We start from the raw sequence: 21304 nt of genomic DNA, 5'->3' as shown, positions 1-21304 counted from the left end.
AGGCTCAGGACGGGAGGGCGAGCACGGCCTCCATCTCCTCGCGCAGACGCTCCAGCCGGTCCTGTGCACGCTCGCGGTGCACCCGCAGGTCCGCCTCGCCCGCCCCGGGCTCGACCTGCTCGCGCACCTCGAGGTAGCACTTGAGCTTCGGCTCGGTGCCGGAGGGGCGCACGATCACGCGGGCGTCGTCCCGCGTCTCGAGCAGCACGCCCTCCGTGGGCGGCAGCCCCGTCCGGGCCACGGAGCCCTGTGCCAGGTCCTGCATCGCCGTGACGGCCGTGCCGCCCAGCTCCTGCGGCGGGCGCTCCCGCAGCCGCCGCATCATCGCGTCGATGCGCGAGAGGTCCTCGACCCGGATCGCCAGCTGGCCGGTCACGAAGAGGCCGTGCTCCCGAGCGAGGTCGTCGAGCAGACCCACCAGGGAGGTGCCCTCAGCCTTCGCGAGCGCCGCCATCTCCGCGACGACGAGGGCGGTCGAGAGACCGTCCTTGTCCCGGACGACCTCCGGCAGGAGGCAGTACCCGATCGCCTCCTCGTAGCCGAAGACGATGCCGGGTGCACGGGCGATCCACTTGAAGCCGGTCAGCGTCCTCGCGCTCCGCTGCCCCGTCCCCCGGGCGACTTCGCCGAGCCAGCGGCTGGAGACGATCGAGCTGGCGAACACCCCGTGACGTCCGTGACGGCGGATCAGGTGCGCCCCCAGCAGCACACCCAGCTCATCGCCCGTGAGCATCCGCCAGCAGTCCTGATGCGGATCGTGCACGGCGACCGCGCAGCGGTCCGCATCGGGATCGTTCGCGATCACCACATCGGCCTCGACGACGCGCGCCTGCTCGAGCGCGAGATCGATCGCCCCGGGCTCCTCCGGGTTCGGGAAGGCGACGGTCGGGAAGTCGGGGTCCGGATCAGCCTGCTTCGCGACCGGGTGCACATCGGTGAAGCCGCAGCGGTGCAGTGCGGCGATCGCCAGCTCGGTGCCGACGCCGTGCATCGCCGTGTGCACGATCCGCACCTCCCGCGGAGAGTCCGGGCGGGGGAGCGCGGTGATCGCCGCGAGATACTGCTCGCGCAGCGCATCGCCCATCGTGCTCCAGCCCGAGTCCGCGACCGGGATGTCCCGCACCGGGCCGACCTCGCCGATCCGGGCGGCGATCTGCTCGTCCGCAGGCGGCACGATCTGCACGCCCCGGCCTGCCGGATCCGTGAGGCGCCCGCCCAGGTAGACCTTGTAGCCGTTGTCGGCCGCAGGGTTGTGCGAGGCGGTCACCACGATCCCCGCATCGGCGCCGAGCGCCCGCACCGCGAACGCGATCACCGGGGTGGGACCGGCGCGGTCCAGGAGCCGCACGCGGCAGCCTGCCGCGGTGATGATCGCGGCCGAGCGCTCCGCGAAGGCGCGCGAGCCATGGCGCGCATCGTGCCCGATCACCACGAGCGGGGCGTCGGCCCCCTCGGCCGTCGGAAGCTCGGCACGCAGGTGATCGGCGATACCGCGCGCGGCCCGGGAGACGACGGCGAGGTTCATCCGGTGCTCGCCCGGCCCCATGGCCCCGCGCAGTCCCGCCGTGCCGAAGACGAGCGGGCCCCGAAAGGCGTCGGCGAGCTCCTCGGCGGCCGCGTGGTCGCCGTCCTCCGCGCGCCCTACGAGCTCCTCGAGCGCGGCCCGGGTCGCGGGGTCGGGATCATCGGCGGCCCAGTCCCGGGCCCGCTGCGCGAGCTCGGGGGCGAGGACGCTCATGAGGCCGGTCCCGTTCCCGCATCGGGCTGCGCGCCGATGCGGCGCACCACCTCCGCGAGGAGGGCGGAGATGCGCGGCGCCGCCGCCTGCCCCGCCTCGAGGACCTCCTGATGGGACAGCGGCTCCGGGCTGATGCCGGCGGCGAGATTGGTGACCAGCGAGATGCCCAGCACGTCCATCCCCGCCTCGCGGGCCGCGATCGCCTCCAGGGCCGTGGACATGCCCACGAGGCTCGCGCCGATCGTGCGCGCCATCCGGACCTCCGCCGGCGTCTCGTAGCTCGGGCCGCGGAACTGCATGTACACGCCCTCCGGGAGCGAGCCGTCGACCTCCCGCGCGATCTCGCGCAGGCGCGGGGTGTACACGTCCGTGAGGTCGACGAAGGTCGCCCCCGTCAGCGGCGTGTCCCCGGTGAAGTTGATCTGGTCGGAGATGAGGACGGGCTGGCCGGGACCCCACGCGGGGTCGATGCCGCCGCATCCGTTGGTCAGCACGATCGTTCGGCAGCCGGCGGCGGCCGCGGTGCGCACGCCGTGCACGACCGCCTGCACGCCGCGGCCCTCGTAGTAATGGGTGCGGGCACCCAGCACGAGCACGCGCGTGCCGGTCCCCTCGACGAGGATCGAGCGGAGCGTGCCGACGTGGCCCGCGACCGCCGGGGCGTGGAAGCCCGGGATCTCCTCGGCAGGAGCGCTCCAGACGGTCTCGCCGAGCAGATCCGCGGCCCCGCCCCAGCCGGAGCCGAGCACGAGGGCGATGTCATGGCGGTCCTGGCCGCTCGCGCCGCTGATCGCGGCCGCGGCGTCCCGGGCGAGCTGGTACGGGTCGGTGTCCACAGGGTTCATGATCAGAACCTAGCGCAGGCGCGCACCACCTGGGACACAATGGCACGGTGACCCCCTCGAGCCTCGCGATCCCTGCCGCCTCCGACCGCCTCCCGCGCTCCGCGGACCGCCCCCGCATCGTGGTGATCGGCGGCGGGCCCGGCGGGTACGAGGCGGCCCTCACGGCGGCTCGCCTCGGCGCCGAGGTGACCCTCGTGACCGATTCCGGGCTGGGCGGGGCGGCCGTCCTCACCGACGTGGTCCCCTCCAAGACGCTCATCGCGACCGCCGACGTGCTCGACCTCGTCAGCGGCTCCGGGACCCTCGGCATCCGCGACGCCGACACCGCCGGAAGCCCCGCCACCGGGGCGCTCACCGTCGACCTCGCCGCGGTCAACGCCCGCCTGCGACGGCTCGCGCAGGCCCAGTCCCTCGACGTGCGCGCCGGTCTCGAGGAGGCGGGCGTGCGGATCCTTTGCGGCCGCGGACGCCTGATCGGGCCCGGCCGGGTCTCGGCCGCGGGCGAGGAGCTCGAGGCCGATGCGATCCTGCTGGCCCTGGGCGCGACGCCCCGCATCCTGCCGGAGGCCCGGCCCGACGGGGAGCGGATCCTCACCTGGACCCAGCTGTACGACCTGCAGGAGCTGCCCTCGCACCTCATCGTGGTGGGCTCGGGGGTGACCGGTGCGGAGTTCGCGAGCGGCTACCGCGCGCTCGGGAGCGAGGTCACCCTCGTCTCCTCCCGGGACCAGGTCCTGCCGGGCACGGACGGGGACGCCGCGGCGGTGCTGGGCAGCGCCTTCCGCCGACGCGGTATCGCTGTGCGCTCCCGGTCCCGGGCGTCCGCGGCCCGGCGCGAGGGGGAGGGCGTCGTGGTCACCCTCGAGCACGGCGAAGAGCTGCGGGGCAGCCATGTGCTGATCGCGGTCGGAGCGGTCCCGTCCACGCAGGGGCTGGGGCTCGAGGCGGCAGGGGTGCGGCTGCGGCCGAGCGGCCACATCGAGACGGACCGGGTCTCGCGGACCTCCGTCCGCGGCATCTACGCGGCCGGGGACTGCACGGGCGTGCTCCCCCTCGCCTCCGTCGCCGCGGTCCAGGGGCGTACCGCCATGCACCATGCCCTCGGCGAGGCGGTCGCGCCGCTGCTCACCGGGCACGTGGCCTCGGCGGTGTTCACGAGTCCCGAGATCGCCGTGGTGGGGGCGAGCGAGGAGGACGTGGTCGCCGGCCGCGTCGCGGGCGAGGTGCGGACCTTCCCGCTCGCCACGAACGCGCGCGCCAAGATGCAGGGCGTCCGGGAGGGCTTCGTGAAGTTGATCGTGCATCCGGGGACCCTCACGGTCCTCGGCGGCGTGGTCGTCGCCCCGCGGGCGAGCGAGCTGATCCATCCGATCGCGCTCGCCGTGGAGCATCGGCTCTCCGCGGAGCAGCTGGCGGGCGTCTCGACCGTCTATCCGTCCCTCAGCGGCTCCCTCGCCGAGGCCGCGCGCCAGGCCTCGATGGCGCTGTTCGACTGACCTCGCCGTCGCCCCCGCTGCGGCCCTCCGGGCACGGCGCGGTGCCCCGGGGCCGGGATGTCAGTCCTCGATCGAGCAGAGCACGGCGCCGGCGGAGACGGTCGCGCCGACCTCCGCGCTCAGACCCGTGACGACGCCGGAGCGGTGCGCCGTGATCGGCTGCTCCATCTTCATCGCCTCGAGGACCAGCAGGAGATCGCCGTCGGCGACGCTCTGCCCCTCCTCGACCATGATCTTGACGATCGTGCCCTGCATTGGCGAGGCGACGCTCGTGCCGCCTGCGCTGGCCGAGGCCTCGCGGTGGGCGCGCTTGCGACGCTGCACGACCGGGGCGGCAGGAGCACGTAGGGAGGCGGGGAGGCTGACCTCGACACGGCGGCCGTCCACCTCGACGACGACCGCCTCGCGGCCCTCGGGCTCCTGGCCCGGCACCGGCAGCGAGCCGGGGGCGATCTCACCGGCGAACTCGGTCTCGATCCAGCGGGTGTGGACGCGGAAGGGCTCCTCCGGATCCGCGGGGGCGAAGGCCGGGTCCTCGACGACGAGCCGATGGAACGGCAGCACCGTGGGAAGACCCTCGATCCGGAACTCGGCGAGCGCCCGCCGGGAGCGCTCGAGGGCCTCCTGACGAGTCGCACCGGTGACGACGAGCTTGGCGAGCATCGAGTCGAAGGCGCCGGAGACCTCGTCCCCGGAACGGACCCCGGAGTCCACGCGCACGCCCGGGCCGGTCGGCGCCTCGAAGCGCTGCACGGGGCCGGGGGCGGGGAGGAACCCGCGGCCGGCGTCCTCCCCGTTGATGCGGAACTCGAAGGAGTGGCCGCGCACGGACGGGTCCACCGGGGAGATCTCCTCGCCGGCGGCGATGCGGAACTGCTCACGCACCAGATCCACGCCGGCGACCTCCTCGGTCACCGGATGCTCGACCTGCAGACGCGTGTTGACCTCGAGGAACGAGATGGTGCCGTCCAGCCCGACGAGGAACTCGCAGGTGCCGGCGCCGATGTAGCCGGCCTCCTTGAGGATGGCCTTCGAGGACGAGACCAGCTGCGCGTTCTGCTGAGCGGTGAGGAAGGGCGCGGGCGCCTCCTCGACCAGCTTCTGGTGACGACGCTGCAGGGAGCAGTCGCGGGTGGAGACGACCTGCACGTTGCCGTGGGAATCCGCGAGGCACTGCGTCTCGACGTGACGGGGGGAGTCGAGGTAGCGCTCGACGAAGCACTCGCCGCGGCCGAAGGCGGAGACCGCCTCGCGCACGGCGGAGTCGAACAGCTCGCGGACCTCGGACTCGGCGCGGGCGACCTTGAGCCCGCGGCCGCCGCCGCCGAACGCCGCCTTGATCGCGATCGGGAGGCCGTGCTCGCGGGCGAAGGCGACGACCTCGTCGCTGCCGGAGACCGGGTCCTTCGTGCCCGCGACGAGCGGGGCGCCGGCCTTCTGGGCGATGTGGCGGGCGGAGACCTTGTCGCCCAGCTTCTCGATCGCCGCGGGCGGCGGGCCGATCCACACGAGACCCGCGTCGATCACGGCCTGGGCGAAGTCTGCGTTCTCGGACAGGAAGCCGTAGCCGGGGTGGATCGCCTCCGCGCCGGAGCGCTGGGCGATGTCGAGGATCTTGTCGACCACGAGGTACGAGTTCGCGGCGGTCGTGCCGCCCAGCGCCCAGGCCTCGTCCGCGATCGTGGTGTGCAGCGCGCTGCGGTCGGGGTCCGCATACACGGCGATCGACCGCAGACCGGCGTCCTTGCACGCCCGGGCGATGCGCACGGCGATCTCTCCGCGGTTGGCGATGAGCACCGAGCTGAACGGGCGGTGGGGGTGAGGACGAGAGGCCATCAAGCGGTCCTTCCGGATGTCGACAGAACCCCGAGTCTAGTACGGGGCAGGTCGGGGACGGGCGGGCTCCCGCCGAGCGGTCGGGCGGGAAGGGTCACAGCGCGGATCTGGGGGAGAGCGGGATCTCAGGCGTCGCGCCAGAGCTCGTGCACGCCGATGCCGATCTCCGCGAGCAGCCGCCGCAGCAGCGGCAGCGACAGGCCCACCACGGCGTGCGGGTCACCGGTCACGGAGTCGATGAAGGGACCGCCCAGTCCGTCGATCGTGAAGCTGCCCGCGACCTCGAGGGGCTCCTCGCTCGCGACGTACGCGGCGATCTCCTCGTCGGTCAGCTGCGCGAAGCTGATCTCGCAGCTCGCGGTCGCCCCGAAGGTCGCCCCGGTGCCCTCGTCCTCGGGGTCGCGGTCGTCGAGGATCCAGTGCCCCGTGTGCAGGACGCCGGTGCGGCCGCGCATCGCGCGCCAGCGGGCCGTCGCCGCCTCTGCCGTATGCGGCTTGCCGACCACCTCGCCGTCGATCTCGAGCATCGAGTCGCAGCCCAGGACCACGTAGCCGCCCTCGCTCGCGGCGGTCACGGCGGAGGCCTTCTCCCGCGCCAGCAGCAGCACCTGCTCCTGGGGGGAGAGCTCTCCAGCGGCGGCGAGGATCGCCTCCTCGTCGAGGTCGGCGGCCAGCACGTCGAACTCGATGCCGGCGCGCTCGAGGGTGGCGGCGCGCCCCGGGGAGGCGGAGCCGAGCAGCAGGAGGGGAAGGGCGTCGTCCATGGTCTCCATCCGGATCAGAGGGAATCGGGGGTCAGTGCGGAGCGCAGCACCGACAGGGGCAGGCTGCCGAGCTCCAGGGCACGGCGGTGGAAGGCGCGCGGATCCCCGTCGCCGACGAGGTCCGCCCGCAGGGTCTCCCACTCGCGCTGGCCCACCTTGTAGGACGGAGCCTGCCCCGGCCAGCCGAGGTAGCGGTGCAGCTCGAAGCGCTGCTGCGCCTCGTCGATGCCCCAGTGGGCGCTCATGAAGTCCCAGGCCGACTCGTAGGTCCAGGCGCTGCCGTCGGCGGCGGCGAGGCCCGTGGGCATCGGCAGCCCGAGGTGCAGGCCGATGTCCAGGACGACGCGCCCGGCGCGCATCCGCTGGGCCTCGAGCATGCCCATCCGATCGCCGTCGTCGTCGAGATAGCCCAGCTGCTCCATGAGGCGCTCCGCGTACAGCGCCCAGCCCTCGCCGTGACCGGAGACCCAGCACAGCAGGCCGCGCCAGCGGTTCAGGGTCGCGGCCTGCATGACCTGCGTGCCGACCTGCAGATGGTGCCCGGGCACTCCTTCGTGGTAGACGGTGGTTGTCTCCGCCCAGGTGCGGAACTCCGTGGTGCCGGCGGGCACGTCCCACCACATGCGGCCGGGGCGGCTGAGATCCTCGCTGGGGCCGGTGTAGTAGATCCCGCCGGAGCCGGTCGTCGCGATCATGCATTCGAGGCGGCGCAGCGGCTCGGGGATGTCGAAATGGGTTCCGGCGAGCTCGGCGAGCGCTGTGTCCGACAGCTCCTGCATCCACTCCCGCAGCGCCTGCGTGCCGTGGAGGGTCCGGGACGGATCCTGGTTCAGGGCCTCACGGGCGGCCGCGACGGAGGTGCCGGCGCCGTTGCCGGCACGGTCGTTGATGCGCGCGGCGACCTGTTCCTGCTCCGCGACGAGCCGCGTCAGCTCCTCGATGCCCCAGGCGTAGGTCTCCTCGAGGTCGATCTCGGTGCCGAGGAAGACGCGGGACTGCAGGGCGTACGCGTCCCGGCCGACCGCGTCGGCCTCCGGGGCCTGCGGGACGAGCGTCTCCAGGACCTCGGCGATCTCCCGGTAGCCCCGGGCGGCGGCATCGGCGGCCTCGGAGGCGCGTCCCCGCTGTGCCTCGGTGCCGACCGCGCCGGCGGCGAAGGTGTCGAAGAAGCCGCCGTCCGCCGCATAGCCACGAGCCTGCTCGGCGCCCAGGACGAGCTGCCGCCGGGCGGCGATCACGCCGTGCGCAGCGGCCTCGCGCAGGGACTCGGCCCAGGAGGCGAGGGAGCGGGGGACGCCGGCGAGGCGTTCGGAGATGATCTCCCAGTCCTCCGCGGTCTCCGTCGGCATCTGGTCGAAGACGTCGCGCAGCTGCAGGGTCGAGGCGAGGTTGTTCACGGCCGAGGCGTCCAGGCGGCGCTCGGCGAGCTCGATCTCGAGGCCGAGCCGCTCGCGGAGCGCCGCCCGCGTGGTCGCGTCGGTCGCATCGGCATCGGGCACCTCCGCTATCCGTGCGAGGAGCGTGCGCGCGAGCTGCGTGCGCTCCGCGTTCGCGGCGGGGGAGTAGTCGGTGACCTGGGCGTCGTACCCGCTGATGCCCAGCGACGTCGCGGCGAAGGGGTCCAGACGGGCCACGTCGTCGACGTAGGCATCGGCGAGGGCGTCGAGCGCGCTCGGGGTGCGCGGAGCAGAATCGGCCATGGGGGCGAGTCTAGTGGGCCTCTGGGCCGATCCCCTGGCTCTGGAACATCTCCGCGAATCGACCGGGTCGGGCCGCAAGCTCCTCGTAGGTCCCGACCTGGACGACGTGTCCGCGGTCCATCACGTAGATCCGGTCCATGCTCCGCAGGGTCCATGCCCGGTGGGAGATCACGATCGTGATCCGCTCCGCACCGGTGGCCCGCAGATCCTCGAAGATCTCCTCCTCCGTCTCGGCGTCGATCGCCGACGTCGGTTCGTCGAGCACCCAGATGCCGGCCCTGCGCAGATGGATCCGCGCCAGCGCGAGCCGCTGCCACTGACCTCCTGAGAGACCGCTGCCGTGCCACTGCTGTCCCAGCTGCGCATCGAGCTGACCGGGAAGCTGGGCGACGATGCGGTCCGCGCGGGCGGCGACGAGGGCCTGCCAGATCTCCTCGTCCGTGACCTCGCCGGGCCGTCCCAGCGCAACGGACTCCCGGACGGTGAACTCATACCGGCCGAACTCCTGCGTGAGCAGACCGAAGCGGTCCAACCTCCCGCGGATGGGCTGGGCAGACAGATCCACGCCGTCGACGAGCACCAGTCCCTCCGCCTCCACTGCACCGATGAGCGCGTGGACGAGCGAGGTCTTGCCTGCGCCGTTCGGCCCGACGACGGCGATCATCTCTCCGCGCCGGGCGTGGATTCCCACCTCGTGCACGGCCGGGGCGGACGATCCCGGATAGCGGATGCTGATGCCGCGGGCCTCGAGCGTCTGCGCGTGCTCCACCACTTCCGCGTGCCCGCGATGCTCGTGCGAGACCCTGCAGGCATCGATCTCGGCCATCCTCGATGCCGCGGTCACGATGCCGCCGGCGGCGTATCCCACGTTCCGGGTGGCATGCAGACCCGAGATGGCACCGGCGAGCGCGGCTGCGGCGATGGCGGGCTCCGGGACTTCGTGGAAGAGCACCAGCAGGGCCGATGCGAGCAGGCCCGCGGTGAGCACGCCTGAGACGAGCTCCCAGCGCATTGCCGTCGCGATCAGCCGGTCCAGGATCGCGACGGACTCCTGTCGTCGTCGCATGGCGAGGGCGGCCACTGCACCCGATGTGCCCAGCGCCGCCAGCTCGGTCCCGGTCCGCTGCTGGAGGAGCTGCTCGGACGCATACTGGGCGCGGCGGGTCGAGGCGCCGATGAGCGGCCATCCTGCCCGTTCGGCACGGGCGATCCGAGTGAAGACCCAGACGGTCGGAACCAGCGCGGCGAGGATCAGAAGCGCGGTGAGGGGAGCACGCGCGGACAGGGCCAGGCTCAGCGCGAGGGCTGTGCCGATCATGCCGAAGAGCCGGACGACGTCACCGGGGACGGTCTCCACGGTCGAGGCCGCTTCGTGCGCGGTCTGAGCTCTCTGGACGACTTCAGGCCTGGCGATCGCCTCGGGACCTGCCGAGGCGATGTAGTCGAGTGCTGAAGCCTGGTACTGAGAACGCATGCGCAGCGCGAGCCGCTGGTTCGCGGCGGTGGCGCACTGACCGAGCGGGAATGCGACCCCGATGACGGCGGCGAGCAGCAGCACCGATACCCAGGACTGGGGCGCGGCGGGGGACGCGGGTGACAAGGAGGCGAGGGTGCGCTCGACGAGGACCACCTGCAGCGCCGGCAAAAGGGCGAGGACTGCTTGGAAGGTGATGATCGTGATGAGCCACCGCCGACCCGCACACCAAGCGTCGGATAGGGCTGTCCTCGCGGTGCGTCGGAGGGACCGGGCGTTCTGCGGGGTGCGTGACATCAAGGGTTCCTGTGCTCGAAGACCATGGGCGCAGGCACGCGGAGCACCATCCTGATGCGGATGGGAGCTCGGCGTGCCGACGCGCAAAGTGCATGTCTTCCGCTCAGGAGGCAGGGGCAGATCGCGCTGGAGGACGACGTCTCCGGGGACAGCACATCACGGACCGGGGGTCCGCGCAACACGGCTCAGCGGCCGGAGAACAGCCAGGCGCCGTCGGAGGGCTGCCCGCGCAGCGCATGTGCGCTCGGGATGCGGTGGATCGGATCGGTCCACCCGTCGCCCGATCCGGCGTAGCGGGCAGCGAGCGCGCGCTCCTGCGCCTCGATGCGGCTGGTCACGCTCATGGCGGAGACGACGACCGCGATCGCTGCGAGCTCGGTGTCGGAGAGCCGCCCCGAGACGAGGCGGACGTCCGAGCCGATCGGCCCCGCGCCGGGTGTCTCGCTCACAGCGGGATGTTCCCGTGCTTCTTGGTGGGCAGCGACTCGCGCTTGGTGCGCAGAGCGCGCAGCGCCCGTGCGATCTGCCCCCGGGTCTCGGCGGGCTGGATGACGCCGTCGATCCAGCCGCGCTCCGCCGCGAGATACGGGGTCGCGAACTGCTCCTCGTACTCGCCCTGCAGCCGTGCGCGCTCGGCTGCGACGTCGCCGCCCGCGGACTGCACGGACCGCAGCGTCTGTCGATGCAGGATGTTCACCGCGCCCTGCGCGCCCATCACGGCGATCTGGGCGGTGGGCCAGGCGAGGTTCACATCGGCCCCGAGGTCCTTGGACCCCATCACGATGTACGCGCCGCCATAGGCCTTGCGCGTGATCACGGTGATCAGCGGGACCGTGGCCTCCGCGTAGGCGTACAGCAGCTTCGCGCCGCGGCGGATGATCCCGCTGTACTCCTGGTCGATGCCGGGCAGGAACCCGGGCGTGTCCACGAAGGTCAGGACCGGGATGTTGTTCGTGTCGCAGACCCGCACGAAGCGGGCGGCCTTCTCCGAGGCGTCGATGTCGAGCGTGCCCGCGAAGTGGCTCGGCTGGTTCGCGATGATGCCGACGCTGCGTCCTTCCACGCGCCCGAACCCGACGATCACGTTCTGCGCGAACAGCGGCTGGACCTCGAGGAACTCGCCCTCGTCCAGCACCGCCCTGATCACGGTCTGCATGTCATAGGGCTGGTTCGGGGAATCAGGGATCAGGGCATCCAGCGCCCTGTCCTCGGGACTCTCCGCCAGGTCGTAGGCGACCGGGTACGCGGGCGCGCTGGAGAGCGTGTTGGCCGGGAGATAGGACAGCAGGTCCTTGACGTACTCGATGGCCTCGGACTCGTCGGGTGCCATGTAGTGCGCGACGCCGGAGCGCGTCGAGTGCGTGCTGGCCCCGCCGAGCTCCTCGAAGCCGACGTCCTCGCCGGTCACGGTGCGGATGACGTCGGGTCCGGTGATGAACATGTGGGAGGTCTTCTCGACCATCACGATGAAGTCCGTCAGCGCGGGGGAGTAGACCGCCCCGCCCGCGGCGGGCCCCATGATCAGGGAGATCTGCGGGATGACCCCGGAGGCGCGGGTGTTGCGGCGCATGATCCCCGCGAACATGGCGAGCGAGGCCACGCCCTCCTGGATGCGGGCACCGCCGCCGTCGAGGATGCCGATGATCGGGACACCGGTCGACAGGGCGAGATCCTGGATCTTCTGGATCTTGCGGCCGTGCGCCTCGCCGAGAGAGCCGCCGAAGACGGTGAAGTCCTGGGAGTACACGCAGACCTGGCGGCCGTCGATCGTGCCGTAGCCGGTGACGATGCCGTCTCCCTCAGGGCGCTTGGCCTCGATGCCGAAGGAGTGGGACTGGTGCCGCACGAAGCGGTCCGTCTCCACGAACGACCCCTCGTCCAGCAGGTCCTCGATCCGCTCCCGGGCCGTCTTCTTGCCGCGGTCGTGCTGCTTGCGGACGGCGACCTCCCCGGCGGCGGTCACTGCCCGCTGCTCGCGTTCGCGCAGGTCCTCGAGTCGCTGCGCGGTGCTGAGCGGCGTCGGAGTGTCGGTCACGGGGCCTCCTTGGACCGGTTGCCCGGCTGGCTGAGAGTTCGGAGGGATACTACGTTACCGAGGGCCGCGAGCAGCCCGCGCCGCCCCGTGAGATACCCCGCCCCCTGCCCAGGAGCCGCCCCCGTGTCCGATGCCTCCGTGCCCGCCGCCGTCACCCCCCGCAGCGATCCCTCCCGGATCGGCCCCCGGGGCGCGGGGACGCCGATCCATCGGCTCCCGCGGGCGAGCTCGACCCAGGACGAGGCGGCCCGTCGCGCGGCGGGCGGCGAGACGCTCCCCTTCGCGGTGACGACCCTCGACCAGCACGGCGGCCGCGGCCGCCTGGGCCGCGTGTGGACGGCTCCGGCGGGGACCGGGCTCGCGCTGACGCTCGCCGTGCGCACCGTCCTGCCGCCGCCGCGGCGCACCTGGATCCCGCTGCTCGCGGGCGTGGCGGTGCTGGATGCGCTCGAGGAGCTCTCGCCGGGGCTCCGGCAGGCGACGGGCCTCGGCCTGAAGTGGCCCAACGACGTGCTCGTGCCGCCGGCGCGACCGGGGGGCCGAGACCGGAAGCTGAGCGGCATCCTCGTCGAGGGACGGGGACGCGATACCGTCCTCATCGGCATCGGCACGAATCTGCAGGACCCCGCACCCGCTGCGGAGGACAGGGCCGCGGTGCCCGCCGCGGCCTGGCTGCTGGGGCCGGGCGGGCTGCTGGCCCCCGCGGGATGCGGGCCCGTGGAGCCCGCGCAGGCGAGCGCCTGCGGCGCACGGCTCGCGCAGCTGCTCGTGACGGCGCTGCTGCGCCGGCTGGGGCAGCTCGAGGCCGCCGTCGATCCGATGTCCGCCGGACTGCACGAGACGTATCGTATGAGCTGTGTCACACTGGGGCGGGACGTGCGGATCCAGCCGCTCGGCGCGGCCCCGGCCGAAGGCGGCGCGGATCTGCACGGGACAGCCATCGGCATCGACCCGGACGGACGCCTCGTCGTGCGCTCCCCGGGCGGCGCGGAGACCGCCGTCGACGCAGGCGACGTCCTGCACGCCGGCATCGGCACGAGACACGACACGGACGACCGGACCGCCGCGGGCAAGGCCATCACGGGCCCGACCGCCGCGGACGTGAGCACGGCAGGCCAGACCAGCGCAGGAGAGCATCGGTGAGCACAGACCACGACCCGGGCCTGAACCGACTGGGCCCCGACGTGTCCCGCACGCCGCCCGCGGAGCGGCCCGCCGAGGACGCGGAGGCGAGCACCCTGAACCGGCGCTACGCCGCGGTGCGGCGCAGCGTCGGCGCGATAGAGCGCGCCCTGCTGCAGGGGTCGCGCACCCACAGCCGCAAGGACCTCGCGGTCGACCATGGCGTCGACCCGCGCCTGACCTCCGTGTACTGGCGCTCCCTGGGCTTCTCCTCCGTCGACGACGACACGGCGGTGTTCACGGAGGAGGACGCGCAGGCGATCGGCGATCTCGCCGCGATGGTCGAGAGCGGCATCATCTCCGAGCGCGCCTTCGCCACCGTCTCGCGGGGCCTGGGATTCCACATGGGACGCCTGGCCATGTGGATCACCGAGGCCATCGTGGAGGAGGGGAAGATCGAGAAGGGCCTCGACGACGCCTCCGCCCGCCAGGGCATGCTCGACCAGCTCCCGCAGCTGCTGGAGACCCTCGAGTCGCAGGTCATGTACACCTTCCGTCGTCAGCTGGCCGCCTATGCCGCGCGCGCCGGCTCCGAGATCCTGCAGACGACCGGCACGGGCGGCACCGATGAGCTCTTCCCGCTGCATCGCGCCGTCGGCTTCGCGGACCTCGTCCAGTTCACGAAGCTGTCGCGCCAGCTCGCGGGGGACGAGCTCGCCGATGTCGTCAGCCGCTTCGAGGTCACGTGCCGCGACATCATCTCGGTGGGCGGCGGGCGGGTCGTCAAGACCGTCGGCGACGAGATCATGTTCCTCGCCGACACGCCCGAGGACGGCGCCCAGATCGCGGTGAGCCTCGCCGAGACCATCGGGGAGGACGCCGTGCTCCCGCCGGCGCGGGTCGGCTTCGCCTGGGGGTCGATGTTCTCCCGGTACGGGGACGTCTTCGGCCCCACCGTCAACCTCGCCGCCCGCCTCGAATCGGTCGCCTCGCCCGGTCGGGTGCTGGTCGACCACACCACCGCATCGGCCATCGACGCGGCGCTCCCGGGCGGCTTCGCGATGGAGGACCGCGAGGAGATCGAGCTCCACGGGATCGGTCCGGTGCGCACCGTCGAGCTGCGTCGTGGAGCCTCCCCCCGGCTCAACATGCAATTCTGAGGTCACCGAGCAGCGCCCCGGGACCCCCGGAGAACAGGAACTACCATGGACACCGTGACACGACTTCTCCTGGTCGAGGATGACTCGGCAATCGCAGAACCGCTCTCGAGGGCCCTCGACCGCGAGGGGTACACCGTCACGCGGGCCTCCCGCGGCGTGGACGCCCTCGCGATCGCGGCCGCCGGGGACGGCATCGACGTGGTGATCCTGGACCTCGGGCTGCCGGACATCGACGGCCTCGAGGTCGCGCGGCGGCTGCGCAAGGGCGGCCTCGAGTCGCCGATCCTGATCCTCACCGCCCGCGCCGACGAGGTCGACGCCGTCGTCGGGCTCGACGCCGGGGCGGACGACTACGTCACCAAGCCCTTCCGGCTGGGGGAGCTGCAGGCGCGCATCCGCGCCCTGCTGCGGCGCACCCAGGCGGCCGAGGAGTCCAGCGACACCTTCGACGTCAACGGCGTGTCCCTCGACGTCGCCGCCCGCCGCGCCTACGCCGACGGCGAGGAGCTGAGCCTGTCCGCGAAGGAGTACGACCTGCTGACGGTGCTCGTGCGCGAGGCCGGCAGCGTCGTCACCCGCGACGACCTCATGCGCGAGGTCTGGGGCGCGGAATGGTGGGGCTCGACCAAGACCCTCGACATGCACATCTCGTGGCTCCGCCGGAAGCTCGGCGACGACGCCACCAACCCTCTGCGGATCACCACGGTGCGAGGGGTCGGGTTCCGGTTCGAGACCGGCACCGGGAGCTGACGCGTGCGCCAGCGCGTGCTCCAGGCCACCATCATCACCGTGCTCCTGGCGGTGGCGATGCTCGGCATCCCGCTCGCGACGTCCTGGCTGCAGGTGACGCGGATCCAGGTCGACAACGACGCCACCTCCGTCCTCACCCAGGTCACCTCCGCGACCGACGACCGGCTGAGCAAGGGCGACTCGATCGATGCGGCGCTGCTGCAGGGCTTCGTCGACGAGGAGACCCGGTACTCGCTGTACATCACCGTCTCCAAGGACGGCGGCACCGTCACCGCGGGGCAGCGGCCCGCGGACGAGAGCCCCCTGACCAAGGGCATCATGGGCAACGGAGGACAGCAGGTGACCGTCATGATCCCCTCCTCCGACATCCGGGCCCAGGCCGCCGGCACCTGGGTGATGATCGCGGTCGCGGGCCTGTCCGCGATCTCGATCGGCATCTCGGTGGCCCTGTGGCAGGCGCAGCGACTGAGCGCACCGCTGGCCCGGCTGACCCGCCGTGCCGAGGAGCTCGGCAGCGGCCGCGCCCGCAGCCAGTGGGAGCCCAGCGGCATCGCGGAGATCGACACGGTGGCCGACGAGCTCGCCCGCTCCGGCGCCGAGCTCTCCGAGCGTCTCGAGGCGGAGAGCCGCCTGGCCTCCGATGCCTCCCATCAGCTGCGCACCCCCCTGACCGCGCTGTCCATGCGCCTGGACGAGATCCTCGCGACGAGCTCCGAGGAATGGGTGCGGGAGGAGGCCCGGATCTCCCTCGAGCAGATCGACCGCCTCACCGAGGTGGTCCACGACCTCATCAACGCCCCGCGCTCCTCGCAGCGCCGCACCCCCGGGGTCGTCGAGCTGCGCACCCTGCTCACCCAGCAGAGCGAGGAGTGGTCCCCGGCCTTCCGGGCCGCGGGGCGCGAGCTGCGCATCCAGGTGCCCCGATCCGCCGCCGTCTGGGGCTCCTCCGGACCGCTCACCCAGGTGGTCGCGACGCTCGTGGAGAACTCCCTCGCCCATGGCGGCGGGCGCACCGTCGTCAAGGTGCGCCGCAACGACCACTCGACCGTCATCGAGGTGTCCGACGAGGGCGCCGGCATCGACCCCGCCCTCGGCAAGCGGGTCTTCGAGCGCTCCGTCTCCGGGCGCAGCTCGCAGGGCACCGGCGTGGGCCTCGCGCTCGCCCGCACCCTCGTCGAGGACGACGGCGGACGCCTCGAGCTGCTCGCCGAGCGCCCGGCCACCTTCGGCGTGTTCCTCATCTCCGCCCCCGGCGACGAGGACCCCGGCCACGCGTCCGACGCGCCGGAGCACGACTCCCTGGGGACCCTGCCGCAGGGCGGGGTCGTCTCCCGCCGGGGCCGCCGCCGCCCGCATGCGTCCCCGCGCCTGGGCGACCGCCGGCCGGCCGACATGGCCGGCGGCGAGTTCATCAGCCGGCGCCGCATCACCGGCGCGGACGGCGAGGACCCGGGCGAGCCTCGCCCCTAGAATGGTCGCGTGACGTCACCCTCGAGCTCCCGCTCCCCGATCCCCCCGGCATCCGCCGCCCCGTCCTCCTCCGCCGTCTCCGGCGGGCCGCCGCGGATCGGCGTCATCGGCGCCGGCCAGCTGGCCCGCATGATGATCGGGCCGGCGATCGAGCTGGGCCTGCCGCTGCGGATCCTCGCGACCGACCCGGCCGAGAGCGCCGCCCAGGTCGGCGCCGCCGTGGAGCTCGGTCGGCACGACGACGCGCAGGCGGTCCGCCGCCTCGCCGAGCAGACCGACGTCCTCACCTTCGACCATGAGCACGTCCCCGCCCCGATCCTCGAGGGGATCCTCGACGCGGACCTCGCCGCCGTCCGCCCCGGACCGGGCGCGCTCCTGCACGCCCAGGACAAGCTCGTCATGCGCGAGCGGCTCAGCACGGGCGGCCACCCCTGCCCGAGGTGGTGGCGCGCCGCCGACGTCTCCGCGCTCGACGCCGCGATCGCCGCGGCCGGCGGCCGTGCCGTCGTGAAGACGCCGCGCGGCGGCTACGACGGCCACGGCGTCCGCATCGTCACCGCGGGGGACGAGGCGGCGGACTGGTTCGCGGACTTCGAGGAGCTGCTGGTCGAGGAGCTCGTGGACTACCGTCGCGAGCTGTCCGCCCAGGTCGCGCGCCGACCCGGGGGAGAGGCCGTCGCCTACCCCGTGGTGCAGTCCGTGCAGAAGGACGGCGTCTGCTACGAGGTGGTGGCCCCCGCGCCCGATCTCGATGCGGACGCCCAGTCCCGCATCCAGCAGCTCGCCCTCGCGATCGCGGAGGACCTCGACGTCACCGGCATGCTCGCCGTCGAGCTGTTCGAGACCGCCGACGGCTCTGTCCTCGTCAACGAGCTCGCCATGCGGCCGCACAACACCGGCCACTGGTCCATGGACGGCGCGGCCACCGGCCAGTTCGAGCAGCACCTGCGCGCCGTCGCGGACCTCCCGCTGGGACCGGTCGCCCCGCTCGCCCCCGTCACCGTGATGGTGAACCTGCTCGGCGGCTCGCGCGCGGACCTCGCCGCCGGTGTGCGCGAGGCCCTCGCGGCCGATGCGGGAGCGAAGGTCCACGTCTACGGCAAGAGCGTGCGCCCGGGCCGCAAGATCGGCCATGTCACGCTCGTCGGCACCGGCGGCGAGAGCGCCGACGAGCTCCTCGCGCGAGCCCACCGCGTCGAGCGCCTCATCATCGACAGCCCCGCCCCGGAGGAGATCGCATGACCACCGCACCGCAGGCCCCGCTCGTCGGCATCGTCATGGGATCGGACTCCGACTACCCCGTGATGAAGCTCGCCGAGGAGGCCCTCGCCGAGTTCGACATCCCCGCGAGCGTGGAGGTCGTCTCCGCCCACCGCATGCCCGAGGACATGGTCGCCTGGGGGCGCTCGGCCGCGGACCGCGGCCTGCGCGTGGTGATCGCCGGGGCCGGCGGTGCCGCGCACCTGCCCGGAATGCTCGCCTCCCTGACCCCTCTCCCGGTGATCGGGGTGCCGGTCCCGCTGAAGCATCTCGACGGGATGGACTCCCTGCTGTCGATCGTGCAGATGCCCGCCGGGGTCCCGGTCGCGACCGTGTCCATCGGCGGGGCACGCAACGCCGGTCTCCTCGCGGCGCGCATCCTCGCCGCGGGCGGCGACGAGCACGCCGCGCAGCTGCGCGAGAGGATGACCGCATTCCAGGGCGAGCTGCGGGACATCGCCCTGGCCAAGGGCGAGGCGCTGCGCGCGCAGCGGTGAGTTCGCGACGATCTGCAGGCGCGGGGCGGTATCGTCGTGCCCATGACTGACACACCCCCGTACCGCGTGGTGGACAGCGCGGACGTCGCGGACTCCGCGAGCATCGGCGCCGGCTCGAGCGTCTGGCATCTGGCCCAGGTCCGGGAGGACGCGCAGATCGGCACGGACTGCGTGATCGGCCGCGGCGCCTACATCGGCACCGGCGTGCAGATGGGCGACGGCTGCAAGGTGCAGAACTACGCGCTCGTCTACGAGCCCGCGAAGCTCGGGCCGGGCGTGTTCATCGGCCCTGCGGTCGTGCTCACCAACGACCACTTCCCGCGCGCGGTCAACCCGGACCTCACCCCCAAGTCAGCGCACGACTGGGAGCCGGTGGGCGTGACCATCGAGCAGGGCGCCTCGATCGGGGCGCGCGCCGTGTGCATCGCCCCCGTCACCATCGGCGCCTGGGCCCTCGTGGCCGCGGGAGCGACCGTCACCAAGGACGTGCCGCCCCATGCGCTCGTCGCGGGCGTCCCCGCCAAGCGGATCGCCTGGGTGGGCCGGGCCGGGGAGCCGCTCGAGCCCGCCTCCGACGGCACCGACTCCTGGGTCTGCCCGGTCACCGGGGACTGGTACGTGCCCGATGAGACCACCGGGGGCCTCGCCCTCGCCCAGCATGCCACCATCGTCGCGCCGAGCCCCGGCGCCGACGAGCCCACCGACACCCCCGACCCCGAGGAAGCCCGCTGATGACGACCCCCGCCATGATCCCCGCCGCCCGGCCCCTCATCGGACAGGAGGAGCGCGACGCGGTCGACCGCGTGCTCGCCTCCGGCATGGTCGCCCAGGGCCCCGAGGTCGCCGCCTTCGAGACGGAGTTCGGCGCGCAGCTGGCCGGCGGACGCGAATGCGTGGCCGTCAACTCCGGCACCTCCGGCCAGCACCTGGGTCTGCTGGCCCTGGGGCTGAAGGCCGGGGACGAGGTCATCGTCCCCTCCTTCACCTTCGCCGCCACCGCCAACGCCGTCGCCGTGTGCGGGGCGACGCCCGTCTTCGTGGACGTGGACCTGGAGACCTTCACCCTGGACCCTGCGGCCGTCGAGGCCGCGATCACGGAGCGCACCGTCGGCATCCAGCCGGTGCACCTGTACGGGCACCCGGCGCCGATGGGCGCCCTCGTCGACATCGCCGTGCGCCACGGGCTGTGGATCGCCGAGGACGCCGCGCAGGCCCACGGCGCCACCTGGGACGGCGCCCAGGTCGGCACCTTCGGCGCCTTCGGCATGTTCTCGCTCTACCCGACGAAGAACATGACCAGCGGCGAGGGCGGCATGGTCTCCTGCGAAGGACCCGAGATCGCCCGCCAGGTGCGTCTGCTGCGCAACCAGGGCATGGAGAAGCAGTACGCGAACGAGATCGCCGGCTTCAACAACCGCATGACCGACATCCACGCCGCCATCGGCCGGGTGCAGCTGACCAAGCTCGCCGCCTGGACCGCGCGCCGCCAGGAGCTGGCCGCCCACTTCGACGCGCACCTCGAGGGCGTCCGCACCCCCGTCGTCGCGCCGCAGGTCACGCACGTCTACCACCAGTACACGATCCGCGTCGAGGGCGCCACGGCCGCCGAGCGCGACGCCTTCGCGACCGCGCTGCGCGAGGAGCACCAGGTCGGCTGCGGGGTCTACTACCCGACGCCCGTGCACCGCCTTCCGTCCTTCGGGCTCGAGCTGGACCTGCCGGTCACCGAGACCCTCGCCCGCGAGGTGCTCTCCCTGCCCGTCCACCCGAGCGTGAGCGACGAGGACCGCGACCGCATCGTCGCGGCCGTGAACACCGTCGCGAAGGCGGGGGCGTGAGCATGGCGGAGAAGAACCTGCGCGCCGGCCTCATCGGCCTGGGCATGATGGGCCGCCATCATGCCCGCAACCTCCATGCGCTCGAGGGCGTGGACCTCGTCGCCGTCGCCGACGCCCAGGGCGACCCGCACGGCGCCGCCCAGGGGCTGGACGTCCTGCCCAGCGCCGAGGCGCTCATCGAGGCCGGCATCGACTACGCCGTGATCGCCGTGCCCACGGCCTTCCACAAGGATGTCGCCCTCACCTTCGCCGAGGCCGGAGTGCACTGCCTCGTCGAGAAGCCGCTCGCCTTCGACATCGGCGAGGCCGAGGAGATCGCCGGCGCCTTCGAGGACAAGGGCCTCGTGGGCGCGGTCGGCTACATCGAGCGCTACAACCCCGCCCTGCAGGAGATGCGCAAGCGCCTGGCCGACGGACAGCTGGGGGACATCTACCAGATCGTCACCCGCCGCCAGGGAGGCTTCCCCGCGCGGATCGCGGACGTCGGCGTCGTCAAGGACCTCGCGACCCATGACCTGGACCTCACCGCCTGGGTCGCGCAGAGCGACTTCGCCCAGGTCGCCGCGACGTCCACGGCCCGCAGCGGCCGCAGCGACGAGGACATGGTCTCGGTGACCGGGCGCCTCGCCGACGGCACCATCACGAACCACCTCGTGAACTGGCTCTCCCCGTTCAAGGAGCGGGTCACCGTCGTCACCGGAGAGAAGGGCGCGCTGATCGCGGACACCGTCTCCGCCGACCTCACGTACCACGCCAACGGCGAGAACCCCACGAACATCTGGGAGAACATGGCCTCCTTCCGGGGTGTGAGCGAGGGCGACATGGTCCGCTACGCGCTGCACCGCACCGAGCCGCTCGCGCTGGAGCACCAGGCCTTCCGCAACGCCCTGCGCGGGGACGCCTCCAACATCGTCACGATGCGCGAGGGGCTGAACACCGTGCGGGCCGTCGAGGCGGTGCTGGAGAGCGCACGGACGAGCAGGACGGTGATGCTGGGTGCCTGAGTCGAACCCCCTCGAGGC

General features: G+C 72.9%; 18 protein-coding genes. 10 read left to right on the top strand and 8 right to left on the bottom strand.

The window, feature by feature from the left end; translation table 11 throughout:
* Nucleotides 1-4: 4 nt before the first annotated feature.
* On the bottom strand, nucleotides 5-1738 hold the full coding sequence (locus ACFFF6_RS13915; RefSeq protein ID WP_376981727.1) for a phospho-sugar mutase: 1734 nt from the start codon (nucleotides 1736-1738) through the stop codon (nucleotides 5-7).
* Nucleotides 1735-2583 carry a purine-nucleoside phosphorylase gene (locus ACFFF6_RS13910; RefSeq protein WP_376981725.1) on the bottom strand — a complete coding sequence of 283 codons (849 nt, stop codon included), beginning with the start codon at nucleotides 2581-2583 and terminating at the stop codon, nucleotides 1735-1737. The genes ACFFF6_RS13915 and ACFFF6_RS13910 overlap by 4 nt, the downstream gene beginning before the upstream one ends.
* A gap of 47 nt (nucleotides 2584-2630) precedes the next feature.
* Between ACFFF6_RS13910 and ACFFF6_RS13905 the strand changes: the two genes are divergently transcribed.
* Nucleotides 2631-4079 (top strand): NAD(P)H-quinone dehydrogenase, encoded by a 1449-nt coding sequence (locus tag ACFFF6_RS13905; RefSeq protein ID WP_376981723.1) that lies wholly within the window; start codon nucleotides 2631-2633, stop codon nucleotides 4077-4079.
* A gap of 60 nt (nucleotides 4080-4139) precedes the next feature.
* Here ACFFF6_RS13905 and ACFFF6_RS13900 read toward each other — a convergent pair whose 3' ends face one another.
* From ACFFF6_RS13900 to ACFFF6_RS13875, 6 genes are all read right to left on the bottom strand, one after another.
* Nucleotides 4140-5915: an acetyl/propionyl/methylcrotonyl-CoA carboxylase subunit alpha gene (locus ACFFF6_RS13900; RefSeq protein WP_376981721.1), complete on the bottom strand. Its 1776-nt coding sequence runs from the start codon at nucleotides 5913-5915 to the stop codon at nucleotides 4140-4142.
* A 125-nt stretch (nucleotides 5916-6040) separates the two neighbouring features.
* Nucleotides 6041-6679 (bottom strand): Maf family protein, encoded by a 639-nt coding sequence (locus ACFFF6_RS13895; RefSeq protein WP_376981719.1) that lies wholly within the window; start codon nucleotides 6677-6679, stop codon nucleotides 6041-6043.
* Nucleotides 6680-6693: 14 nt separating this feature from the next.
* Nucleotides 6694-8379: a DUF885 domain-containing protein gene (locus tag ACFFF6_RS13890; protein ID WP_376981717.1), complete on the bottom strand. Its 1686-nt coding sequence runs from the start codon at nucleotides 8377-8379 to the stop codon at nucleotides 6694-6696.
* A gap of 10 nt (nucleotides 8380-8389) precedes the next feature.
* Entirely contained in the window at nucleotides 8390-10024 is a 1635-nt protein-coding gene (locus ACFFF6_RS13885) for an ATP-binding cassette domain-containing protein (protein WP_376981715.1), read from the bottom strand.
* Nucleotides 10025-10335: 311 nt separating this feature from the next.
* Complete coding sequence (locus ACFFF6_RS13880) at nucleotides 10336-10599, bottom strand: acyl-CoA carboxylase epsilon subunit (RefSeq protein WP_376981714.1); 264 nt, start codon at nucleotides 10597-10599, stop codon at nucleotides 10336-10338.
* Complete coding sequence (locus ACFFF6_RS13875) at nucleotides 10596-12185, bottom strand: acyl-CoA carboxylase subunit beta (RefSeq protein ID WP_376981712.1); 1590 nt, start codon at nucleotides 12183-12185, stop codon at nucleotides 10596-10598. Before ACFFF6_RS13875 ends, ACFFF6_RS13880 begins: the two co-directional genes overlap by 4 nt.
* A gap of 123 nt (nucleotides 12186-12308) precedes the next feature.
* On the opposite strand from ACFFF6_RS13875, the gene ACFFF6_RS13870 reads away from it, so the two are divergent.
* The 9 genes from ACFFF6_RS13870 to ACFFF6_RS13830 all read left to right on the top strand — a co-directional run bounded on the left by ACFFF6_RS13870 (nucleotide 12309) and on the right by ACFFF6_RS13830 (nucleotide 21286).
* Nucleotides 12309-13328, top strand: a complete 1020-nt coding sequence (locus tag ACFFF6_RS13870) for a biotin--[acetyl-CoA-carboxylase] ligase (protein ID WP_376981710.1) — start codon at nucleotides 12309-12311, stop codon at nucleotides 13326-13328.
* A complete protein-coding gene (locus tag ACFFF6_RS13865) occupies nucleotides 13325-14467 on the top strand; it encodes an adenylate/guanylate cyclase domain-containing protein (protein ID WP_376981708.1) in 1143 nt (380 codons plus the stop codon). The genes ACFFF6_RS13870 and ACFFF6_RS13865 overlap by 4 nt, the downstream gene beginning before the upstream one ends.
* A gap of 54 nt (nucleotides 14468-14521) precedes the next feature.
* Nucleotides 14522-15217, top strand: coding sequence for a response regulator transcription factor (locus tag ACFFF6_RS13860; protein WP_376981706.1), 696 nt, complete (start codon nucleotides 14522-14524; stop codon nucleotides 15215-15217).
* Between the two features lie 3 nt (nucleotides 15218-15220).
* Nucleotides 15221-16687 carry an ATP-binding protein gene (locus ACFFF6_RS13855; RefSeq protein ID WP_376981704.1) on the top strand — a complete coding sequence of 489 codons (1467 nt, stop codon included), beginning with the start codon at nucleotides 15221-15223 and terminating at the stop codon, nucleotides 16685-16687.
* Between the two features lie 129 nt (nucleotides 16688-16816).
* Nucleotides 16817-17929: a 5-(carboxyamino)imidazole ribonucleotide synthase gene (locus ACFFF6_RS13850; protein WP_376981795.1), complete on the top strand. Its 1113-nt coding sequence runs from the start codon at nucleotides 16817-16819 to the stop codon at nucleotides 17927-17929.
* Entirely contained in the window at nucleotides 17926-18444 is a 519-nt protein-coding gene (gene purE, locus ACFFF6_RS13845; protein WP_376981702.1) for a 5-(carboxyamino)imidazole ribonucleotide mutase, read from the top strand. The genes ACFFF6_RS13850 and purE overlap by 4 nt, the downstream gene beginning before the upstream one ends.
* Before the next feature lie 42 nt (nucleotides 18445-18486).
* Complete coding sequence (locus ACFFF6_RS13840; RefSeq protein ID WP_376981700.1) at nucleotides 18487-19176, top strand: acyltransferase; 690 nt, start codon at nucleotides 18487-18489, stop codon at nucleotides 19174-19176.
* Complete coding sequence (locus ACFFF6_RS13835; protein WP_376981698.1) at nucleotides 19176-20282, top strand: DegT/DnrJ/EryC1/StrS family aminotransferase; 1107 nt, start codon at nucleotides 19176-19178, stop codon at nucleotides 20280-20282. Before ACFFF6_RS13840 ends, ACFFF6_RS13835 begins: the two co-directional genes overlap by 1 nt.
* A 2-nt stretch (nucleotides 20283-20284) precedes the next feature.
* Nucleotides 20285-21286, top strand: coding sequence for a Gfo/Idh/MocA family protein (locus ACFFF6_RS13830; protein ID WP_376981793.1), 1002 nt, complete (start codon nucleotides 20285-20287; stop codon nucleotides 21284-21286).
* The last annotated feature ends 18 nt before the right edge of the window (nucleotides 21287-21304 follow it).

Source organism: Brachybacterium hainanense (assembly GCF_042434575.1).
Lineage (GTDB): Bacteria > Actinomycetota > Actinomycetes > Actinomycetales > Dermabacteraceae > Brachybacterium > Brachybacterium hainanense.
The sequence above is the reverse complement of the archived record's forward strand: the minus strand, read 5'-3'. Positions and strand labels throughout refer to the sequence as shown.